We start from the raw sequence: 19,409 nt of genomic DNA, 5'->3' as shown, positions 1-19,409 counted from the left end.
CCTGTGAGAGATGCGTGAAAAGTTGCTTAAGTTCGGTAGGCTGCCAGACGACCGGCCAAGGCACCCGACAGCCTCACCGCAAACGCAAAAGAAAAGCGTGTGGAAAACGCCATGCTCAAGGCAACAACCTTCTCAAGGGGGCGCGCGTGATTTGAACCGAGGAACGACATCAGGCTGTCACGCGTGATGCGCTCCAAGGAAGAAAAAATGGCTGGGTCGTTGGTTCGGGAGAGCACCATCTGGAAAAAAAGTCGCAAGCTCGATCGCGCCTTGCGAAATTGAACAAAGTTGAGCTGATACCCCACATCTGGATCGGTATGGGCTGCCATGCTTTCAACAGCAAGCAAGATGCTGGCGGTCCGCTGATCGACACGTTTCTGGGCAAAACTCGACTCAGTTGCCGACACCTGGTTGAAGCGGTAGTGGTACAGCACATCGCCCACCAGCCATGCCGATCGACAGTGCCTGTAGTACTGAACGAGAAACAACATGTCCTCTCCCACCGCGATCCGCCCATCAAAGCGCAGACGGAAATTCCGAATCAGGGCCATGCGGAACGCTTTGTTGCAGCACCCGCCCCCCACCATCTGAGTGCACAGGGTATGTTCGTACAGTGCTTTCATGCTCAACTCACCAGAGTCTCCCAGCACAAACGGCTGGGTGCCATCCGGCCGCACCCGGTCATAGGCACAGACGGCCACGTCATGCGAGGCCATCGGCTCGACCAGTTTGGTCAGAAAATCCGGCTCCACATAGTCGTCGGCATCGATGAACACAACACACTCGCCCTGTGCGGCGTCGAGCGCCTGGTTTCGAGCGGACGACACACCACCGTTGGCCTTGTGAAACACCCGGAAACGAGGATCCAGCAGGGCGAAGCGATCACAAATGGTGCCCCCTCCATCCGTAGAGCCATCGTTAACCAGCAGCACCTCGAAGTCAGAAAGCACCTGCGCCTGAACAGACAAAAGACACTGCTCCAGGAAGGGCTCGCAGTTGTAGACGGGAACGACGATGGAGATCTTTGGCATCGATGCAATGAGCGGCTCGGCAGCAGCGCGCGGCGATGTTGGGTAAACCCAACAGTATACAATTGAATGATGCCCACGAACACAGCCCCGCCGCCGTTGCACACACACAAGAATGAGGTGCAATCCCACCCGGCGTGGCGTTGGTCGTGGCTGATCGTGCTCATCGTGACGTTGAAGTCGGCCTACCTCGCCTTCTTTGTCATTCCACCAGCCGACATCCCTGACGAATCCGGGCACTACGCTTACATCAAAGATATCGCGAACGGCTCGTTTTTTCCACTGCTGGGCAATGCGACAATATTAAATGACCTCTGGATGGACCCTGCGGATAAGGTGATTCTGCACCCTCGTATCAATTACATAGTGCAACATCCTCCCCTATATTACACCCTTGCGGCAATTCCGTATGCCCTCGCCAGCAAGGTGACTGACGACAGGTGGTTTCTGATCAGGATTACGAGGCTGGTTTCCGCTCTTTCGTTGGGACTGACAGTCTTGGTGGTATTCCGCATTCTGATGGATGTGGGACTGGATCCAGGACGCAGTCTGTTGGTGTCCACGTCCCTTGCGTTCATTCCTACGCTGAACAGCCTCTCAGCGGGGATTACCAACGACGTCTTTTTGCTTTTGGTGTGTGCAGTCGCCACACGCTATCTCGTCCGTTTTGTATTGGAGAATAGATTACGGGACGCCTACCTGTGCGCTATCTGGCTGACATTGGCGGGTGCAACAAAGATGACGGCATGGATCATAATTGCCGGCTTTGTGGCTGTCATGGTGCTTGAATTGCGTCAGCCCATCAAGGGCTGGTTAAGCCACACCATCGGTATCACGGTTGTGTCGCTACTTGCCCCATTGTGGTGGATGGGACGAAACCTGATGCACTTCGGCGACCCTTTTTACATTGGAATTTCGGCTGCCATTCAGCCGGTCATGCCGGGAGCCACCATGTTACAGTTCCTGGAAAGCCAGCCTTTCTTTTATTTTATGCTTGTGCATTTCTATGCACTGTTTGGTTTTTCGGGCTATTGCCAGACACCGAGTCTGGTGCACTTGTGCCAAGGAACACGGCTTACCCACATCAACAACGAGCCTTTCTTCTATTTCTTGTTCGTGTTGGCGTTGCTGGTGTTGCTCACCGTGGGTTTTGCGGCCAAGCAGGCCGGAAGATTCACCTCGCAGGTGCGGCCCCCAGAAATACCTCAATCATTGCAGGGATGGGTGCACAGCATGGTTGCGCGAAAACCCATCGGCATGGCGCTCTTGGTCATATCGATATCGTCCGGCGTTTTCCTGTACGTTTATGCCATGCAAACCGTGCATGCCGAACCAGGCATTTTCAATGGCCTGGTCGTGAATGGTATTGCACTGGCACCCCTATTGATCATTCCGTTCTCTCTCGTGGCCGTGCTGCTCGAAACGAACCCATCCAAACGACTGCCTCACCACCTGATTCTGGTTTTCGCCTTGTTCGGCATGATTTTCATCCTGCAGGCCCACAAGGCATACATGCTGGTCGGCGAGATGCGGGGCGCCCAGGGAAGGTACTTTTTTCCCTACATCCCCATGCTTTTGGCGGCCCTTGCCACGGCGCTAGTGGATCTGCGTTTCCCGATCAAGATCGCCCTCTGGATCGTATTGGGTCTCATGTTCGCCGAAATTTACACCTATCTCCAGCACGTCATACCGTTCTTTGAATCGGTAAAGATATGACGCAACAGACCGCCACCGCCCGCCAGTTTGGAAAGCTTGCACTGTTCAGTGTGCTGATGCTGCTGTTCATGTATTACCCAACGATTGAGCGGTACAAAAATAAACATGTGCTCAACGAAGGTATTGCATGGAAAGACATGCGTGTCACTGGTGAGATCACGCCGGAATTCAGTCTGCGCCAAAGCATTCGCGTTGAGCATACAGATCTTCTGCCCACCGAATTTCACAACCCGGTTTGCCTGGATATCCAATTCGCCAACTACGCAAACAGGAAAAACACCGGGCGTTTGCGGATCGTGGCATCCACAGCTTCAGCCTCCGAGGAGCGCGTCATAGAGGCCAGGAACATCGAAGACAACGAAATGGAGCTGGTGTGTTTTCACAGCATCTCATTTAGAGAAATATTTCAGCAAGATTCGTGGGTGGACATACAGGGCATTGACAGCCCCCGCGGGAAATCCGTGACCACTGTCGGCAGCACTACTGCCGGTCCGCCGAGGGCGGTCATCAATGGGCGACCCAGTGACTTGACGTTGGTCTACATCGCTTCGATTCGCAAGGACCCTGAGCTGTACCAGATCAACTCGTATGTCCTGATTGTCTTTGCATCGTTGTTAATGACTGCGATCCTGCTGGCAAGTCGAACCATGGTTGCGCTTCCGGCTTCCAGAAAATAACTCCCACCCCGAAGTTACGGCGTCTTCGGGCCTCCTCTTGATCTGCACCGGGTTGAACCCATGACACTGCCTCCTACATGAATCACCCTGACCCGATGCGTGAACCTGGGTTCGAACACCCGCATGCCAGCGACCCGGGCGACGTGGAAGTGGTCCGACTGCAGGCCCAACTCTCCTCGGCTCTTGAGGAACTCAAGCAGACCAGATCCGAGCTCGAAGCCATACAGAACTCGACGATATGGCGCATGTCATTGGCTGTTCGCGCGCCCGTCATGTTCATATTGAGGCTTCGGCATGGATGGGGTGGACTGCCTGGCCGCATTGCGCGTCATGGCGGCTGGTTTGGTCATCTCTGTGAATGGTGGAGAGACATCCAATCGTACGGATGGGGCTACTTTGGACGCGTTGCCACTTATGAACACAACCCTGGCCCAGGGTCAGGCAACCATGATCGCAACGATTACACAGCCTGGAAACATCGCTTCACCCAAACGAAACCGGCAGCGACTATCCCAACAGACCCCACCCCCTTGATGTCGGTGGTGCTCCCGGTGTATCGCCCCCCTTTGCACCTGCTGCAGGAAGCGGTCGCCTCTGTCCTCAGGCAACGCTATGCCAACTGGGAACTCTGCATTGCCGACGATGCATCGAACGATGAGCAATTAACAGCGTATTTGCACACACTGGAATCTCAACACGCCAACGTGCACGTCATTTTCAGAAAGGCCAACGGCCATATTTCGGAATGCACAAACTCCGCGCTCGACTTGGCCACTGGCGAGTTCGTGGTTCTTCTGGATCAGGATGACCTGCTCCCTGAAGAAGCGCTGGCCGAGGTGGTCAAGTGTGTCGCCGAACATCCCGATGTGGGCATCATTTTTTCGGATGAAGACCGGATCGTCGAATCCGGAACGCGGTCACTGGGCGCCTATTTCAAGCCCGACTTCAACTACGACCTGTTCATGGGTCACAACATGGTGAGCCATCTGGGTGTGTACCGACGCAGCCTGCTCACTGCGATTGGCGGATTTCGTCGCGGTGTTGAAGGGTCCCAAGACTATGACGTGGCCTTGCGCGCCTTGGAGAGGCTGCGCCTCGATCAGGTGGTTCACATCCCTAAAGTGCTTTATCACTGGCGAGCCATTCAAGGCAGCACAGCACTGAGTCAGTCTGAAAAGACCTATACCACCACGGCAAGCTACAAAGCACTGGTGGATCACCTGGAAAGAACCGGGGTCGCGGCAGAGGTTCTGCCTTGTCGCCTGCTGCCAAATTTTCACCGAATCCGGTACACGCTGGCCTCCAACATGCAGCGCGCCACCGTGGTCTTGGCATTTGACTACCCTGTCCACCAAGTGCGCGAGTTGATCACCATGCTTGGCACCCGGGCAGGAGTCCGCGACACAAGCTTCATCTGGGTGACATCACAAGCAGTCACCGCAGCCGACATACAAACGGACCCACAATCGATCGCACCCACCATACAAGTCGTTTCTGCGCCGCCCGGTGGGTCTGCGCTGGCTCGTGTCGCCACCGCATTGCCACTGTCTGATGATCCGATCCTGGCCGTCTTGACCATGCCCTTCTCAGAAGCAACCGATGGCTGGCTGGATGAACTCGCCAGATTCGCTGCACAACCGCGAGTAGGTTTCGTTGCACCCATGGTGGTAGACGCCGCAGACCAGATCAAGCTCGTGGACCATGGCGGCATACTATTCACCGACAACTTCCGAGCCGTCCATGCACACAAGGGGCTGCACATTGATCACACCGGCTACGCTGGCCGAGGTGCTCTGTCTCAATCATTTTCTGCCCTGTCGCCCGCGCTACTTGTCGTGCGTAGAGAATTGATCAATACAGCACTCCCTCTGACTTCGCTCTTTGGTGATCCTCTGGATTTTGTCGACCTGTGTCTGGAGTTTCGAGACCGCGGACTCGCCAATGTATGGACTCCAGAAGTCGAGCTTCGTTTCAACGATTTGCGCTTTGCTGGAAGAACCAATCTATTCACGTCACTGCCTCCTTTGAGTGCAAGACGTACAACCTGGATTCAGAAGTGGGGTCCCAAGCCAAAGGACCCCGCCTACAACCCGAATCTGTCGCTTGACGGTGATTTTTCTTTGAACTGGCGAGTCTGATGACTTCCGAACTCCATCACTCGCCTGCCACGTCACTGAACGCCGTGTGTGCTGTCGTGGTGAGCTACCACCCTGAGACGACCGTCCTCTTGGATCTGCTGAATCAGCTCGACCAAAGCGGATGTGACTTCATCCTGATCGACAACCACTCGAACAACATCGATCACTTCAAGACCAAGGCTTTGGGCTTCAACCGTTGTCGCGAGGTGATTTGCCTGCCTGAAAACTTAGGACAAGCCTCGGCTCTCAACGAGGCGCTGACGCGAATTGAAACTGCAGGTTACGAGTTGGCTTTGCTGTTCGATCAGGACAGCAGCATTGATGACAACTTCGTTCCAGGCATGCTGACCTCCTGGAATTTGGGACAACAAATTGCACGAGGAACTGTGGCAGCCATAGGTCCGCGACTGATCGAGCCACGATCAAAAAGACGGATGCCCTTCCGCACTTTTCGAAGTCTGATCGAACGTAGTGAAACCGTTGCCGAACCACAGTCTCGGTTGATTGACACCGCTTTTCTGATCACATCCGGATGTTTGCTGGCTGTGGGTCTGCTTCCAAGGATTGGCCTCATGCGCAGCGACTATTTCATCGACAACGTCGATCTGGAGTGGTGCTTCAGAGCGAAGGCCCTCGGGTACCAGCTGTTTGGCACGGAACTCGCCACATTGCATCACCGCATTGGAGAGGACAGCGACAACGTCCTGGTTCGCCGAGGTGTCATCGTGCAACACAGCGCCTTGCGCTACTACTACTCCTCACGCAACCGCATTCATCTGCACAAGCAGCCTTACACCCCCTGGATCTGGCGCACAAAAGACATCGTTCGCTTCGTACTCAAGTCCACTTACCTGTTGATCACATCGGGTGACAGGCACAGCATCTGGACCAATCTACGACGTGCCGTGCGAGATGCGAGACATCTTTCATGACAAGCTCTCACGCCCACGTCGTACATGTTGTGCAGAAAATGGTTGTTTTACTGCCTGTCTACAACGGCTCACGTTTCTTGCGTGCCCAACTGGACTCCATCCTCACGCAGAGCTTCCAGAACACGCTCATCCTTTGTCGTGATGACGCATCCCAAGACAACTCCGCTGCCATTTTGGCGGAATATGCCGCTCGGTATCCAGGGCGAATTCAACTGGTCCACGATACTCTGGGCAATCTGGGGGCAAGAGGAAGTTTCTCCCGTCTGATGGAGGAAGGGCTCAAACTTCCGGCACATGAGGAAACGCCCGACACAAACACCTATTTCGCGTTGGCAGATCAAGACGACACATGGCACCCTGAGAAGCTGGCTGTGTTGCTTGACGAAATGCTCCAACTCGAAAACGGCACACCGGACATACCGTGCCTAGTACACGGAGATCTGCGCGTTGTTGATCATGACGGCAGAGAGATTGCACCCTCCATGGCCACTTACCAGGGGCTCCGGGCGGACCGCGACAGCTTGGCTGCACAACTGATCAGCAACACAGTCACAGGCTGTACCGCATTGCTCAACAGATCGCTCGTCGTGATCAGTTCGCCTGTGCCCGCCGATTCGATCATGCACGACTGGTGGATTTCACTGGTAGCCAGCGCGTTTGGCCGCCGTCGCTACGTAAAACAACCGTTGGTGAACTACCGACAACATGACAGCAACACCATCGGTGCCAAAGAATGGACAGAGCGCAACCGCTACAGGATGAAACCAGGGCTGGCGGCACTGCCGCGGAACACCTATCACGTGTTGCGTGTGCTCGCTATCGTCAGCATCCGGCTGTTCAACAACGAACACAGTCAAGCCTTTCAAGCCAACGCCCTGCAGGCTCGCACTTTTTTGCGGTATTTCGCAGCTCGCCTGACGTCGATGCAGCGCCTCAGCGTCTGGATGGCCTGTGGATTGGGCATCCCGTTTCCTCCACTCCAGCGAGCCTTGTTCCGGCTCCTGCGCACGCTATGAGCCTGTGCCTCTCAGTTGTCAGTCATGCCCAAGCCCCGCTGGCCAATTTGTTGCTGAACGACCTTGCCTATCACGCCACTCGACCCAACAGGATTCTTCTGACCAGCAATGTGCAGGAACCCGCGCCATGGAACGTTCACCAAGTGGCAGTGGATATCGCGACCAACTCTCAGCCTCTGGGATTTGGTGCCAATCACAACCAAGCCTTTCGTCGCAGCACCGAAACATTTTTTTGCGTCGCCAACCCGGACATCCGCCTTCCCCACGATCCGTTTCCCGCTCTTCTTGCCGCCATGAAAGACCCCCTCGTGGGGGTAGTTGCACCCATGGTGGTGAGCCCGAAGGGGGCTACTGAAGACAGCGCTCGCCACTTCCCGACGCTCGCATCTCTGCTACGGAAAGCCATCGGTGGACGCGATGGCCGGTACAACATTCGTCCTTCTGCTTCGGCCGAGCCTGTGCCCGTTGATTGGGCTGCCGGCATGTTCCTGTTGTTTAGAGCCTCCGCATTTCGGGATGTGGGAGGATTCGATGATAAATTCCATCTTTACTACGAAGACGTCGATATCTGTGCTCGCCTTTGGAATGCAGGCTGGAAAGTGATGGTATCGCCGCAGATCGCCGTGGTCCACGCCGCGCAGCGAACCAGCAGACGCCATCCTTTGTACATGTCCTGGCATGTCAGAAGCATGGCCCGCTACTTCCGCAAGCACCTGGGCAGATTGCCTGACACCACCACCGCCTCCGCAAGCTGAAGGTATGTGCTTGGCATTGCCGCCCGCCCGTTGATCTTCGGTGCAAGTCCTCGTCGCACAACCCTACAGGAGTTCCTGATGATTCTCGTGACCGGAGCCGCAGGCTTCATTGGAGCCAATTTCGTCCTTGACTGGTTTACCCAGTCGGATGAGCCAGTCATCAATCTCGACAAGCTCACGTATGCCGGCAACATGCAAAGCCTGGCCAGCCTGAAGGGCAAGCCGAACCACATCTTCGTTCATGGTGACATTGGGGATCGCGCCCTCCTGCAGCGCTTGCTTGCAGAACACAAGCCGCGCGCGGTCGTGAACTTCGCGGCCGAAAGCCACGTTGACCGATCCATCCACGGCCCCGAGGATTTCATCCAGACCAATGTGGTCGGTACCTTCCATTTGCTGGAGTCGGTGCGCACCTACTGGGGTAGCCTGGACACAGAGGCCAAAGCCGCCTTTCGCTTCCTGCACGTCTCAACCGACGAGGTGTACGGCACGCTCGGCCCGGCTGATGCACCGTTCACCGAAACAACGCCTTTCGCCCCCAACAGTCCCTACTCAGCCAGCAAAGCCTCGAGTGACCACCTGGTTCGCGCCTACCACCATACCTACGGGCTGCCGGTACTGACCACCAACTGTTCCAACAACTACGGGCCGTATCACTTTCCGGAAAAGCTCATCCCGCTGATGATCGTCAACGCGTTGGCTGGCAAGCCCTTGCCCGTTTATGGCGATGGCATGCAGGTGCGCGACTGGCTGTTCGTCAAGGACCACTGCAGTGCCATTCGCCGCGTGCTGGAAGCGGGTGTTCCTGGAGAAACCTACAACGTGGGGGGCTGGAACGAAAAGCCCAACATCGAGATCGTGAACACCGTGTGCGCCCTCCTCAACGAAATGTCACCCCGTAGGGATGGCAAGGCCTATGCCGATCAGATCACCTATGTCACCGACCGGCCGGGACATGATCGTCGCTACGCCATCGACGCCAGCAAGATCCACCGTGAGCTGGGCTGGAGGCCTGCGGAAACCTTCGAAACAGGCATCCGCAAGACCGTTCGCTGGTACCTGGACAACCAGCCTTGGGTGCAACAAGTACAAAGCGGCGAATATCGGCAATGGATGGACCAGCAGTACGGTAACAAAGCATGAACATCCTGCTGACCGGGAAGAACGGGCAGTTGGGCTTCGAACTCCAGCGCGCCTTGGCACCGCTGGGAACCGTTGTCGCCGTGGGAACCACCGACTGCGATCTCGCGGACGCTGATGCTGTGCGTCGCCTGGTGCAATCCGTCCAGCCGCAAGTCATCGTCAACCCGGCCGCCTACACCGCCGTTGACCGGGCAGAAAGCGACGCCCAAACAGCCCGCGCGGTCAACGCCATTGCGCCGGGAATACTGGGTGAAGAGGCCGCCAAGCTGGGTGCCTTCGTTATTCATTACTCGACAGACTACGTCTACGAAGGCAACAAAGCCGGCTACTACGTGGAATCGGACTCTACCAACCCGCAATCGGTCTATGGCCAGACCAAGCTGGACGGCGAACTGGCGCTCGCAGCAGCCAACGCTCAGCATGTCATCTTGCGCACCAGTTGGGTGGTCGGCGCGCATGGAGGCAACTTTGCAAAAACCATGCTTCGGCTGGCAGGAGACCGCGATGAACTCAAGGTGGTAGCTGACCAGTTTGGTGCGCCCACCTCGGCGGCCCTGATTGCCGATGTCACCGCCCATATCCTGCGGCAACACCAGCACGAAGATGGTCAGGCTTTCCCTTTTGGCACCTATCATCTGGCGGCAGACGGTGAAACCAGTTGGCACCAGTACGCCCAGTTTGTCATTGGGGAGGCACTTGGCAGGGGCAAGGTGCTGCGGGCGCACCCTGATCGTGTGCTTCCCATTCCGGCCTCGGCTTACCCCACTCCCGCAAAACGCCCCCAAAATTCCCGCCTGGATACGCAGCGCCTGCGCGCCGCTTTTGATCTGCACCTGCCTCACTGGCAACAGGGTGTGAGTCATGTCCTCCAGCAAATCCTCTGACCAGAAAGCCCCAAGATGGCACGCAAAGGCATCATTCTCGCCGGAGGTTCCGGCACCCGTCTCTACCCCGTCACGCAAGCCGTGAGCAAGCAGCTGATGCCGGTGTACGACAAGCCAATGATCTACTACCCGCTGAGCACGCTGATGCTCGCGGGCATCCGGGACATTCTGGTGATCTCCACCCCCATGGACACCCCCCGCTTCCAGGATCTGCTGGGAGATGGCAGCCAGTGGGGGTTGAACATCCAGTACGCCGTACAGCCCAGCCCCGACGGGCTTGCACAGGCTTTCATCATTGGCGAGAAGTTCATCGGAAGCGACACATCGTCGCTGGTTCTCGGCGACAACATCTTTCACGGACACGACTTCGCCGAGCTGCTTCGCAATGCCACTCAACGCGAAGAAGGTGCCACCGTGTTTGCCTACCACGTGCACGACCCGGAACGCTATGGTGTTGCCGAATTCAACGAGCATGGCAAGGTGCTCAGTCTTGAAGAAAAGCCGAGCCAACCGAAAAGCAATTTTGCGGTCACTGGCCTGTACTTTTACGACAATCAGGTGGTGCAACTGGCCAAAGACCTCCAGCCTTCACCACGTGGCGAACTGGAGATCACCGACCTGAACCGCTTGTACCTGGAACAGAACCAGCTGCGTGTCGAGGTGATGGGCCGCGGCTATGCCTGGCTGGACACCGGCACACACGACAGCCTTCTGGAAGCAGGCCAGTTCATCGCCACCCTGGAGAAGCGCCAAGGCCTCAAAGTGGCCTGTCCGGAAGAAATTGCATACCGTCATCACTGGATCAACGCTGAACAACTTGGAGCATTGGCCAAACCGTTGGCCAAAAACGGCTACGGCCAGTATCTGCAGCAGATTCTCAAAGAAGCCCTCGTTTGACAGGACTCCCCCATGAAAGCCACACCTCAAGCCATCCCTGACGTCATCCTTTTCGAACCCAAGGTGTTCGGCGATGACCGCGGCTTCTTCTTTGAGAGCTTCAACCTCTCCAAGTTTGAGGAGGCTATTGGACACCCCGTCAAGTTTGTGCAAGACAACCACTCAAAGTCGGTCAAAGGCGTGCTGCGCGGTCTTCACTATCAGGTCCAGCAACCCCAAGGCAAGCTGGTCAGGGTAGTCGAGGGAGCTGTGTTCGATGTCGCAGTGGATATTCGGCGCTCGTCACCCACGTTCGGGAAATGGGTGGGCGCCTTGCTGAGCGCTGAGAACAAACACCAGTTGTGGGTGCCGGAAGGTTTTGCTCATGGATTCGTTGTGCTGAGCGATACCGCAGAGTTCCTGTACAAGACCACGGACTACTATGCGCCTGCGCATGAACGCAGCATCCTGTGGAACGACCCCGATATCGCGATTGACTGGACAACGGATATCACACCGGTTCTTTCGACCAAAGATCAAGCGGCCAAGAATCTCCAGACCGCAGATCTGTTCGATTGAAGCGTATGAAAATAGTCTCCGTTATTCTGTCGGGTGGTGCTGGAACCCGGCTTTGGCCAGCATCTCGACAAGCTTATCCCAAACCCTTCATGAAACTGGGTGGCAGCGCTCTGCTGGAGCAGGCTATCACGCGCGGCCAGGCTTGCGGTACCGATGACGTGTACATCGTCACCAACCAGGAGCACCTGTTCCTCACTCAAGGCCTGCTGGCCGAAATGAATGACCCGCCCCGGGTGCGTTACCTGCTGGAACCCAAGGGACGCAACACGGCGCCCGCCATCGCCCTGGCCGCCCTGGCCTGCCAGGCCGCCCAAGGGGACGATGCAGTGATGCTGGTGCTGCCCGCTGACCATCTGATCCCAGACACCGAAACATTTGTGGCCAATGCACTGGAAGCCGCGCGCCAAGCCCTGCAAGGCCACCTGGTGGTGTTTGGCATCCACCCCACCGGCCCAGAAACCGGGTTTGGCTACATCGAAGTTGCCAAGGTCGGGCGCCAGGCCCAGCCGGTGCTCAAGTTTGTGGAAAAGCCCGATCTGGAAACCGCCCAGGAGTATCTGGCCACAGGCCGCTACTACTGGAACAGCGGCATGTTCTGTTTCACGGTCGGCACCCTGCTCAGCGCCTTCGCCGAACACTCGCCCGACGTGCTGCACGCAGCTCGCGAGGCCATGGCCCACGCCAGCACCCAGCAGCACCCGGCCATGGGACCGGCCAGTCCGGAAAGTGTTACGCGTTTTGAAGTCCACAGCTTCGGCCTGCAACCCGACATCAGCATCGACTATGCCGTGATGGAACGCGCCGGCAACGTCACCATGGTGCCCGCCCGATTTGGCTGGAGCGACGTGGGCACCTGGCCCTCAGTCGCACGGGCCCACAGCGCAGATGCCAGCGGCAACACCCTGGGCACAGCAGACGACGCCGATTGGGTTGCAATCGACACCACCGACACCCATGTGCACATCGACAGCCACGGTCACAAGGTCGTGGCCACGGTGGGCGTCAAAGATCTGGTGATCGTGGACACGCCCGACGCGCTGCTGATCACCAGCAAGGAACAGGCGCAAAACGTCAAACGGGTGGTGGATGCGCTCAAGGAGCGGCATGTCGACAGCCCGCCGCACCAGACCACGCTGCTGCCCGCTGCGGTGCAACGCCCCTGGGGAACCTACGCCATGCTCAAGGAAGAGGTCGGCTACAAGGTCAAGCGCATCACGGTCAAGCCTGGGCAAAGCCTGAGCCTTCAGTACCACCACAAGCGAGCGGAACACTGGGTGGTGGTGCGCGGCCACGGCGACGTCCAGATCGGTGAGACGCTACATCCCACGGGACCGGGCGAATACCGCCACATAGCGCTGAACGAAAAACACCGTCTGAGCAACACCGGCGACGAAGAACTCGTCTTGATCGAAGTCCAGTGCGGTGACTATCTCGGAGAGGATGACATCGTCCGCCTGGCCGACATCTACGGGCGAAACTGATGAACGTGATACGTGCCCTCTGGGCCTACCGCGGGTTTATTCTGGGCAGCGTCAAGCGGGAGTTTCAGGTCAAGTATAGAAACTCGCTGCTGGGCGCTGCCTGGAACATCATCAACCCGCTGTCGATGATTGTGGTCTACACGGTCATTTTTTCGGAGATCATGAAGGCCCGGTTGCCGGGGGTAGAAAGCATGCATGGCTTCAGCATCTACCTGTGCGCGGGCATCCTGACCTGGGGGCTGTTTGCAGAGATCGCCAACCGGTCTACCACGATGTTCGTGGACAACGCGAACCTGCTCAAGAAGCTGAGTTTTCCGCGCCTGTGCCTGCCGGTGGTGGTGGTCAGCAACGCCCTGCTCAACTTTGCCATCGTGTTTGCACTGTTTCTGGTGTTTCTGGTGTTGATCGGGCAGTTCCCCGGCGTTGCCGTCGTCGCCCTGTTTCCGCTGATCATGCTGCAGGTAGCTTTTGCTATCGGTCTGGGCATCACGCTGGGCATGCTCAATGTGTTCTTCCGGGATGTCGGGCAGTTCTTCAGCATCTTCCTGACCTTCTGGTTCTGGTTCACGCCCATTGTGTATCCGGCGTCCATTCTGCCGGCCAGTGTGCAGCCAATCATCCGATTCAACCCCATGGCGCGCATGATCGCTGGCTACCAGGACGTCCTGGTGTACGGGCGCTGGCCCAACTGGACCAGCCTCTGGCCTGTGGTGGTGCTGTCGGTACTGCTGTGCGCCTACGGTCTCTACCTGTTCCGTCGCCGGTCCGGCGAAATGGTCGATGAACTCTGAGCCACTTGGCCCTCTTACTCCCACCTAAGCGCCATGGGCACCATTTCCGTTTCCCAACTGGGCAAAGCCTATAAACAGTATCCGTCCCGATGGGCACGGCTGGTAGAGTGGCTGGTGCCGTTCAACCCGAAAAGACACACGCTCAAGTGGATCCTGCAGGAGATTAGCTTTACTGTCCAGCCCGGTGAAGCTGTCGGCATCATTGGAATGAACGGTGCCGGTAAAAGTACGCTGCTGAAAATGATCACGGGTACCACGCAACCCACCACCGGTAGCGTTCAGTTGACCGGGAGGGTGGCCGCCATGCTGGAACTTGGTATGGGTTTCCACCCGGACTTCACCGGGCGACAAAACGCCTACATGGCGGGCCAGTTGCTCGGTTACTCGGTCGAAGAGATTGCGCGCCTCATGCCCGAGATCGAAGCCTTTGCCGAGATTGGCGAATACATCGACCAACCCGTGCGGGTCTACAGCAGCGGCATGCAGATGCGACTGGCCTTCAGCGTTGCCACCGCGCACCGACCCGACATCCTGATCGTGGACGAAGCGCTGTCGGTGGGTGACGCGTACTTCGTGCACAAAAGCTTTGCACGCATCAAGGCGTTCCGCGAACAAGGCACCACGCTGCTGATCGTCAGCCACGACAAGGGCGCCATCCAGTCCATCTGTGACCGGGCCATCCTGCTCAACGCCGGCCGGCTGGCCATGGAAGGTGAACCCGAAACGGTGATGGACTACTACAACGCGATGCTGGCCGAGAGGGAAAACCAGACGGTGCGGCAGGAAGTATCGGACAGCGGAAAGGTGCAAACCGTCTCTGGCACGGGCGAAGCCATCGTGCACAGCATCGCGCTGTTGAACGACGCTGATGAGCCCATTGAGATGGTGAATGTGGGGCAGCCAGTCCAGCTGAAGATCGTGGTCGAAGCCCGGGACCATCTGCCCGAGCTGGTGCTGGGCTACATGATCAAAGACCGCCTGGGGCAACCGATCTTTGGCACCAACACCTATCACCTGAGCAACGTGATCCATGACGTCCGCGCCGGTCACCTGGCGACCTATGTGTTCCGTTTCGATGCCTCGCTGGGGCCGGGCACCTACTCGATCGCCACTTCGTTGCACACCGGCGATACACACATTGCGAAAAACTACGAATGGAAAGACCTGGCCCTGGTGTTCAACGTGGTGAACCTCGACAAGAGCAGCTTTGTTGGCTGTGCCTGGCTTCCTCCCCAACTGCAATCCAGCCATGACTGATCTGTTTTACCGCGCATTCGAAGAGAAATTTCGGGGGTCAAGGTCATTGATCCGTTCGCGCCTAGATGTTTATCGGGCCTTCATTTCACCTCTGAAACAGATCTATTCCGATGCACGAGGTCTGGATCTCGGCTGCGGTCGCGGGGAATGGCTCGAAGTGCTTCAGGAGGAGGGCATTGAGCCACTGGGGATCGATCTGGACGAAGGGATGCTTGAAGCTTGTCGGGCATTGCACTTACCTGCCGTCAAAGGCGATGCTGTGGCCTATCTGGCTGCTCTGCCGAACGAGAGTCAGGCCGTCATCTCGGCATTCCACATGGTTGAACACATTCCGTTCGATCAGCTGCAGGTCATCGTCTCGGAGTCGCTGAGGGTGTTGAAGCCGGGTGGGTTGCTGATCATGGAAACACCCAATCCTGAGAACATCGCGGTTGCCACCCGTGATTTCTATCTGGACCCCACCCACCAGCGCCCCATCCCACCGCTCCTGCTTTCCTTCCTGCCAGAGTATTACGGCTTCCAACGAAGCAAGATTCTGCGACTCCAACAATCTGCCCGCCTTGAACAAGATACCGATCCAAGCTTGATAGACGTCTTGGAAGGCGCCAGCCCTGACTACGCCGTGGTGGCGCAAAAGCGTGGACCGGCAGACATCCTGGAACGGTCCGATCAGGCCTTTGCCAAAGAGATCGGCTTGACGCTGAACGAACTTTGCGAGCGCCACGACCAAGCGAATGCGATGGTGCGGTCATGGGTTGCGACGCACCTCGAACTTGAAGCCAAGGTTGAACACGCAATTGAAGCGAATGCGATGTTGCGGTCGGCGCATCTCGAACTTGAAGCCAAGGTTGAGCACGCAATTGAAGCGAATGCGACGTTGCGGTCATGGATTGCTGCGCACGGCGAACTTGAAGCCAAGGTTGAACACGCAATTGAAGCGAATGCGACGTTGCGGTCATGGATTGCTGCGCACGGCGAACTTGAAGCCAAGGTTGAACACGCAATTGAACTGGCGGCTCACGCGCAAGACCGTGCCATGCACATGGAACAGGCCTTACAATCCCTCCACGCAAGCCGATCCTGGCAACTGACCCGACCTTTGCGTTGGGCCAGCCTGCAGCTCAGACTGCTGAGAACACATGGTCCGCAGGAGCGGTTGACAGCCCTCGTGCGCAAATTGACCGGGCGGCGCGTCATACCAACGGTCGATACAAGCCGGGCCGGCCGGGATGATGTTTCTGCTCAGACGCAACTCGAAAGCGTGCCACTGTCACCTCACGCGCGCACTATTTACCTGCAATTGATCAACAAGATCAATGCATCACAAGATTGAACGGCCTGATGCGCATCCTTATTGATCTTCAAGCTGCCCAAACGGACCTTTTACCGTTTAGACGGAGCTCGACGGCGGTCATGTTGGCCAAACGCTTGCTGCAACAAGCCGTCGGCCACGAATGCCGCTTCATTCTGGACGAGCGCAACAGCGGCAATGTACTGGCCCTGAAAGAAGTGCTCGCACCCGATTCGAATGGTTGCGAATTCAGGCTGTTTTGCGTACCTCCGCAGGACCCCTCCAGTGGTCGCACAGTCTCTCGAGGTGTGTATACCGACTTCATAGAAAACAACCGGCCCGACCTGCTGATATGGCTGGGTCATGTCGATGAAGACAACCACCAGATCCTCAAGCCTTTGGATCGATACGCCCTGAGCTGTGCCACCCTGTCGCTGCGATCAGAAGAAGACCTGCCGGCAATTTTGAGCTGGCTGAACGATGCCTCAGCCGGTGCTGCCAAAGCGCACGGCGCGGCGGCCACCGACCTCATGCAGTGTCTGGCAGACGAATTTAGACGGCATCCGACCAGCGACGAGGTCATTCGAAACGCGGCAAAGGCCATGGCCTACAACCGGCGCCCTGAAAAGAGGCAGTTGCTGCTCGACGTCTCTGTGCTCGCGATCACAGACGCCAAGTCCGGCATTCAACGCGTGGGGCGATCCATCTTCAATGAATTGTTGATCTGTCCGCCCGTGAATCACACGGTGCGGGCCATCCGCTTCAGCGAAGGGCACTACCACTACGCCGATGCGTTTGCCGCCAAAGCAGGCCATGCTTTGAACACCGGATCCGACGAACCGGTCGATTTCTACCAGGGCGACATCTATTTGTCACTGGACCTGAACATGCACATCGTTTCCGAGGTCGAAGCGATTTACCGGGACATGGGCAACAAAGGCGTCGAGCTGTTTTTCATCGTCTACGACATGCTGCCGATTCAACACCCGGAATGGTGGCCGGCGGAGATTTCGCCCATGTATATGGGCTGGCTGGACTCCTTGACGCGCCATGCAAGCGGGCTGTGCTGCATATCGGCTGCTGTGGCGCGGGATGTCTCCACCTGGCTGGAACAGCACCCCCCCCAACGCGTTCGGCCAGGCCCCAGCGTACACAGCTTTCATCTGGGCGCCGACGTTCAAAACAGCCTGCCTACCATGGGGCTGCCCGAATCCGCCGAAGAAATACTGGACTCGATCCAAAACAGTCACAGTTTTTTGATGGTCAGCACCATCGAACCGCGCAAGGGACACCGCCAAACCCTGGATGCCTTTGAACTGCTGTGGAACCAAGGTCTGGATCTTAAACTGGTGATTGCAGGGCGTCGTGGATGGCTGGTCGACTCCCTGCTTCAACGCATCATCGAACACCCCGAAAATGGAAAACGTCTATTGTGGCTGGAGGGCCTCAGCGACGAATACCTCGAAAAAGTCTATGCGGCGAGCACCTGCCTGATCGCCGCCAGTGAGGGTGAAGGCTTTGGTCTGCCGTTGATTGAGGCTGCCCAGCATCGCCTACCCATACTAGCCCGGTCTTTGCCTGTTTTCAAAGAGGTGGCCGGTGAACACGCTCACTATTTCGAAGGTCTGTCCCCCCAGGCTCTAGCCGATGCCATACAGGAATGGCTGGCGCTCTACCAGGACAATCGGCATCCCCAATCCGCGCATTTTCCCTGGCTGAACTGGAAGCAGTCGGCCCAGCAATTGCTGGACGCCATAGGACTCAGCACGGGTCGGATGCTGCGAAATGCACCACGGCAAACCGAGACCTGAACCCATGCAAAATCCACAAGCGGGCTACAGCCAAAAGTCGGTTAATTCAACTGCCTACTATTTCGCATTGCTGTTGCTAGGGATGATGTTCAAAACCGGAGCGGTGAAGGGCGTTGAGCGCATGGATCTCGCGACATGAAACCGCCGTGCCCGTTTCGATCAGTTTCCACCGTTCAAAGGTCGATTTACCGGCCTTTCGGGGCCTCATCGAGGCCCATGGGCGCGTTGCAGGCGCACTCATCCCTGCGCCTTCTGCAAAAGCCGGTGCCGCGCCATCCACAAGTTGGAAAGTGCGAACAGCGTGTGCAGTTGCGCCGTGTTCTTGACCAATCCGCGGTAGCGCACCTTCACAAACCCGAACTGGCGCTTGATCACCCGAAACGGGTGCTCCACCTTGGCCCGGATGCTGGCCTTCACATGTTCGAGCTTGTCCATGATCGCGCCCATGGGCGTGCTCTTGTCCAACGCTTTGCGTTTGCCCGGGCGCATGGCCACGTGCCAGTTGGCATTGATCGCCTGCGTCTCCTCGCGCTTGGCCACACCCTGGTAGCCTGCGTCAGCGAACACATCGCTCTCTTCACCATGCACCAGCGCGCCGGCCTGCGTCACATCGTTGACGTTGGCCGCTGTGCCCACCACCGTGTGCACCAGTCCCGAATCGGCATCCACGCCAATGTGCGCCTTCATGCCGAAGTGCCATTGGTTTCCCTTCTTCGTTTGGTGCATCTCAGGATCACGCTCGCCGCTGCTGTTCTTGGTCGAGCTGGGTGCTGCGATCAGCGTGGCGTCGATGGCTGTGCCGTTCTTGAGCAGCAGCCCTTTGGCGGCCAGCGTGCTGTTGACGGTGGCCAGTATCTGCAGGCTGAGTTGGTGCTCTTCGAGCAGGTGGCGAAAGCGCAGGATGCTCACGCGATCCGGAATGCGCTCGCTGCCCGAGAGACCAGCGAATTCACGGTACAGCGGCGTCTCGAACAGGGCTTCTTCCATGGCCAGGTCCGACAGGCCGAACCACTGCTGCAAAAAATGAATGCGCA

The 19,409-nt window shown here is 57.3% G+C and carries 18 protein-coding genes; 16 read left to right on the top strand and 2 right to left on the bottom strand.

The window, feature by feature from the left end; all coding sequences use genetic code 11:
• Positions 1-26 precede the first annotated feature (26 nt).
• Positions 27-1,031 carry a glycosyltransferase family 2 protein gene (locus tag AC0GNO_RS21625; RefSeq protein WP_472905468.1) on the bottom strand — a complete coding sequence of 335 codons (1,005 nt, stop codon included), beginning with the start codon at positions 1,029-1,031 and terminating at the stop codon, positions 27-29.
• 69 nt (positions 1,032-1,100) lie between these two features.
• Between AC0GNO_RS21625 and AC0GNO_RS21620 the strand changes: the two genes are divergently transcribed.
• The 16 genes from AC0GNO_RS21620 (at position 1,101) to AC0GNO_RS21545 (ending at position 18,514) form a co-directional block, all read left to right on the top strand.
• Entirely contained in the window at positions 1,101-2,744 is a 1,644-nt protein-coding gene (locus tag AC0GNO_RS21620; protein WP_472905467.1) for a glycosyltransferase family 39 protein, read from the top strand.
• Positions 2,741-3,421 (top strand): hypothetical protein, encoded by a 681-nt coding sequence (locus tag AC0GNO_RS21615; protein ID WP_472905466.1) that lies wholly within the window; start codon positions 2,741-2,743, stop codon positions 3,419-3,421. The genes AC0GNO_RS21620 and AC0GNO_RS21615 overlap by 4 nt, the downstream gene beginning before the upstream one ends.
• Positions 3,422-3,498: 77 nt before the next feature.
• On the top strand, positions 3,499-5,559 hold the full coding sequence (locus AC0GNO_RS21610; RefSeq protein ID WP_472905465.1) for a glycosyltransferase family 2 protein: 2,061 nt from the start codon (positions 3,499-3,501) through the stop codon (positions 5,557-5,559).
• Positions 5,559-6,491, top strand: coding sequence for a glycosyltransferase (locus AC0GNO_RS21605; RefSeq protein WP_472905464.1), 933 nt, complete (start codon positions 5,559-5,561; stop codon positions 6,489-6,491). The genes AC0GNO_RS21610 and AC0GNO_RS21605 overlap by 1 nt, the downstream gene beginning before the upstream one ends.
• Complete coding sequence (locus AC0GNO_RS21600; RefSeq protein ID WP_472905463.1) at positions 6,488-7,507, top strand: glycosyltransferase family 2 protein; 1,020 nt, start codon at positions 6,488-6,490, stop codon at positions 7,505-7,507. The genes AC0GNO_RS21605 and AC0GNO_RS21600 overlap by 4 nt, the downstream gene beginning before the upstream one ends.
• Entirely contained in the window at positions 7,504-8,262 is a 759-nt protein-coding gene (locus AC0GNO_RS21595; RefSeq protein WP_472905462.1) for a glycosyltransferase, read from the top strand. Before AC0GNO_RS21600 ends, AC0GNO_RS21595 begins: the two co-directional genes overlap by 4 nt.
• 78 nt (positions 8,263-8,340) lie before the next feature.
• Positions 8,341-9,405 carry a dTDP-glucose 4,6-dehydratase gene (gene rfbB / locus AC0GNO_RS21590; protein ID WP_472905461.1) on the top strand — a complete coding sequence of 355 codons (1,065 nt, stop codon included), beginning with the start codon at positions 8,341-8,343 and terminating at the stop codon, positions 9,403-9,405.
• On the top strand, positions 9,402-10,289 hold the full coding sequence (rfbD, locus tag AC0GNO_RS21585; protein WP_472905460.1) for a dTDP-4-dehydrorhamnose reductase: 888 nt from the start codon (positions 9,402-9,404) through the stop codon (positions 10,287-10,289). Before rfbB ends, rfbD begins: the two co-directional genes overlap by 4 nt.
• A gap of 15 nt (positions 10,290-10,304) precedes the next feature.
• Positions 10,305-11,186, top strand: a complete 882-nt coding sequence (gene rfbA, locus AC0GNO_RS21580) for a glucose-1-phosphate thymidylyltransferase RfbA (protein ID WP_472905459.1) — start codon at positions 10,305-10,307, stop codon at positions 11,184-11,186.
• A gap of 12 nt (positions 11,187-11,198) precedes the next feature.
• Positions 11,199-11,744, top strand: a complete 546-nt coding sequence (gene rfbC / locus AC0GNO_RS21575) for a dTDP-4-dehydrorhamnose 3,5-epimerase (RefSeq protein ID WP_472905458.1) — start codon at positions 11,199-11,201, stop codon at positions 11,742-11,744.
• A 5-nt stretch (positions 11,745-11,749) separates the two neighbouring features.
• A complete protein-coding gene (locus AC0GNO_RS21570) occupies positions 11,750-13,225 on the top strand; it encodes a mannose-1-phosphate guanylyltransferase/mannose-6-phosphate isomerase (RefSeq protein ID WP_472905457.1) in 1,476 nt (491 codons plus the stop codon).
• Positions 13,225-14,016, top strand: a complete 792-nt coding sequence (locus tag AC0GNO_RS21565) for an ABC transporter permease (protein ID WP_472905456.1) — start codon at positions 13,225-13,227, stop codon at positions 14,014-14,016. The genes AC0GNO_RS21570 and AC0GNO_RS21565 overlap by 1 nt, the downstream gene beginning before the upstream one ends.
• A gap of 33 nt (positions 14,017-14,049) precedes the next feature.
• The gene (locus tag AC0GNO_RS21560) at positions 14,050-15,273 is read left to right on the top strand and encodes an ABC transporter ATP-binding protein (RefSeq protein ID WP_472905455.1); all 1,224 of its coding nucleotides are present in this window, start codon (positions 14,050-14,052) and stop codon (positions 15,271-15,273) included.
• Positions 15,266-16,606, top strand: coding sequence for a class I SAM-dependent methyltransferase (locus tag AC0GNO_RS21555; RefSeq protein ID WP_472905454.1), 1,341 nt, complete (start codon positions 15,266-15,268; stop codon positions 16,604-16,606). Before AC0GNO_RS21560 ends, AC0GNO_RS21555 begins: the two co-directional genes overlap by 8 nt.
• Before the next feature lie 80 nt (positions 16,607-16,686).
• Positions 16,687-18,375, top strand: a complete 1,689-nt coding sequence (locus AC0GNO_RS21550; protein ID WP_472905453.1) for a glycosyltransferase family 4 protein — start codon at positions 16,687-16,689, stop codon at positions 18,373-18,375.
• Positions 18,376-18,379: 4 nt separating this feature from the next.
• The gene (locus tag AC0GNO_RS21545; protein ID WP_472905452.1) at positions 18,380-18,514 is read left to right on the top strand and encodes a hypothetical protein; all 135 of its coding nucleotides are present in this window, start codon (positions 18,380-18,382) and stop codon (positions 18,512-18,514) included.
• 98 nt (positions 18,515-18,612) lie between these two features.
• On the opposite strand, the gene AC0GNO_RS21540 is transcribed toward AC0GNO_RS21545, so the two are convergent.
• Positions 18,613-19,409 (bottom strand): IS5 family transposase (locus AC0GNO_RS21540; protein ID WP_472904386.1); only part of this gene is annotated, 797 nt, incomplete at its 5' end.

It is taken from the genome of Hydrogenophaga sp. L310 (assembly GCF_055703065.1).
This window is presented reverse-complemented; position numbering and strand designations above follow the sequence as displayed.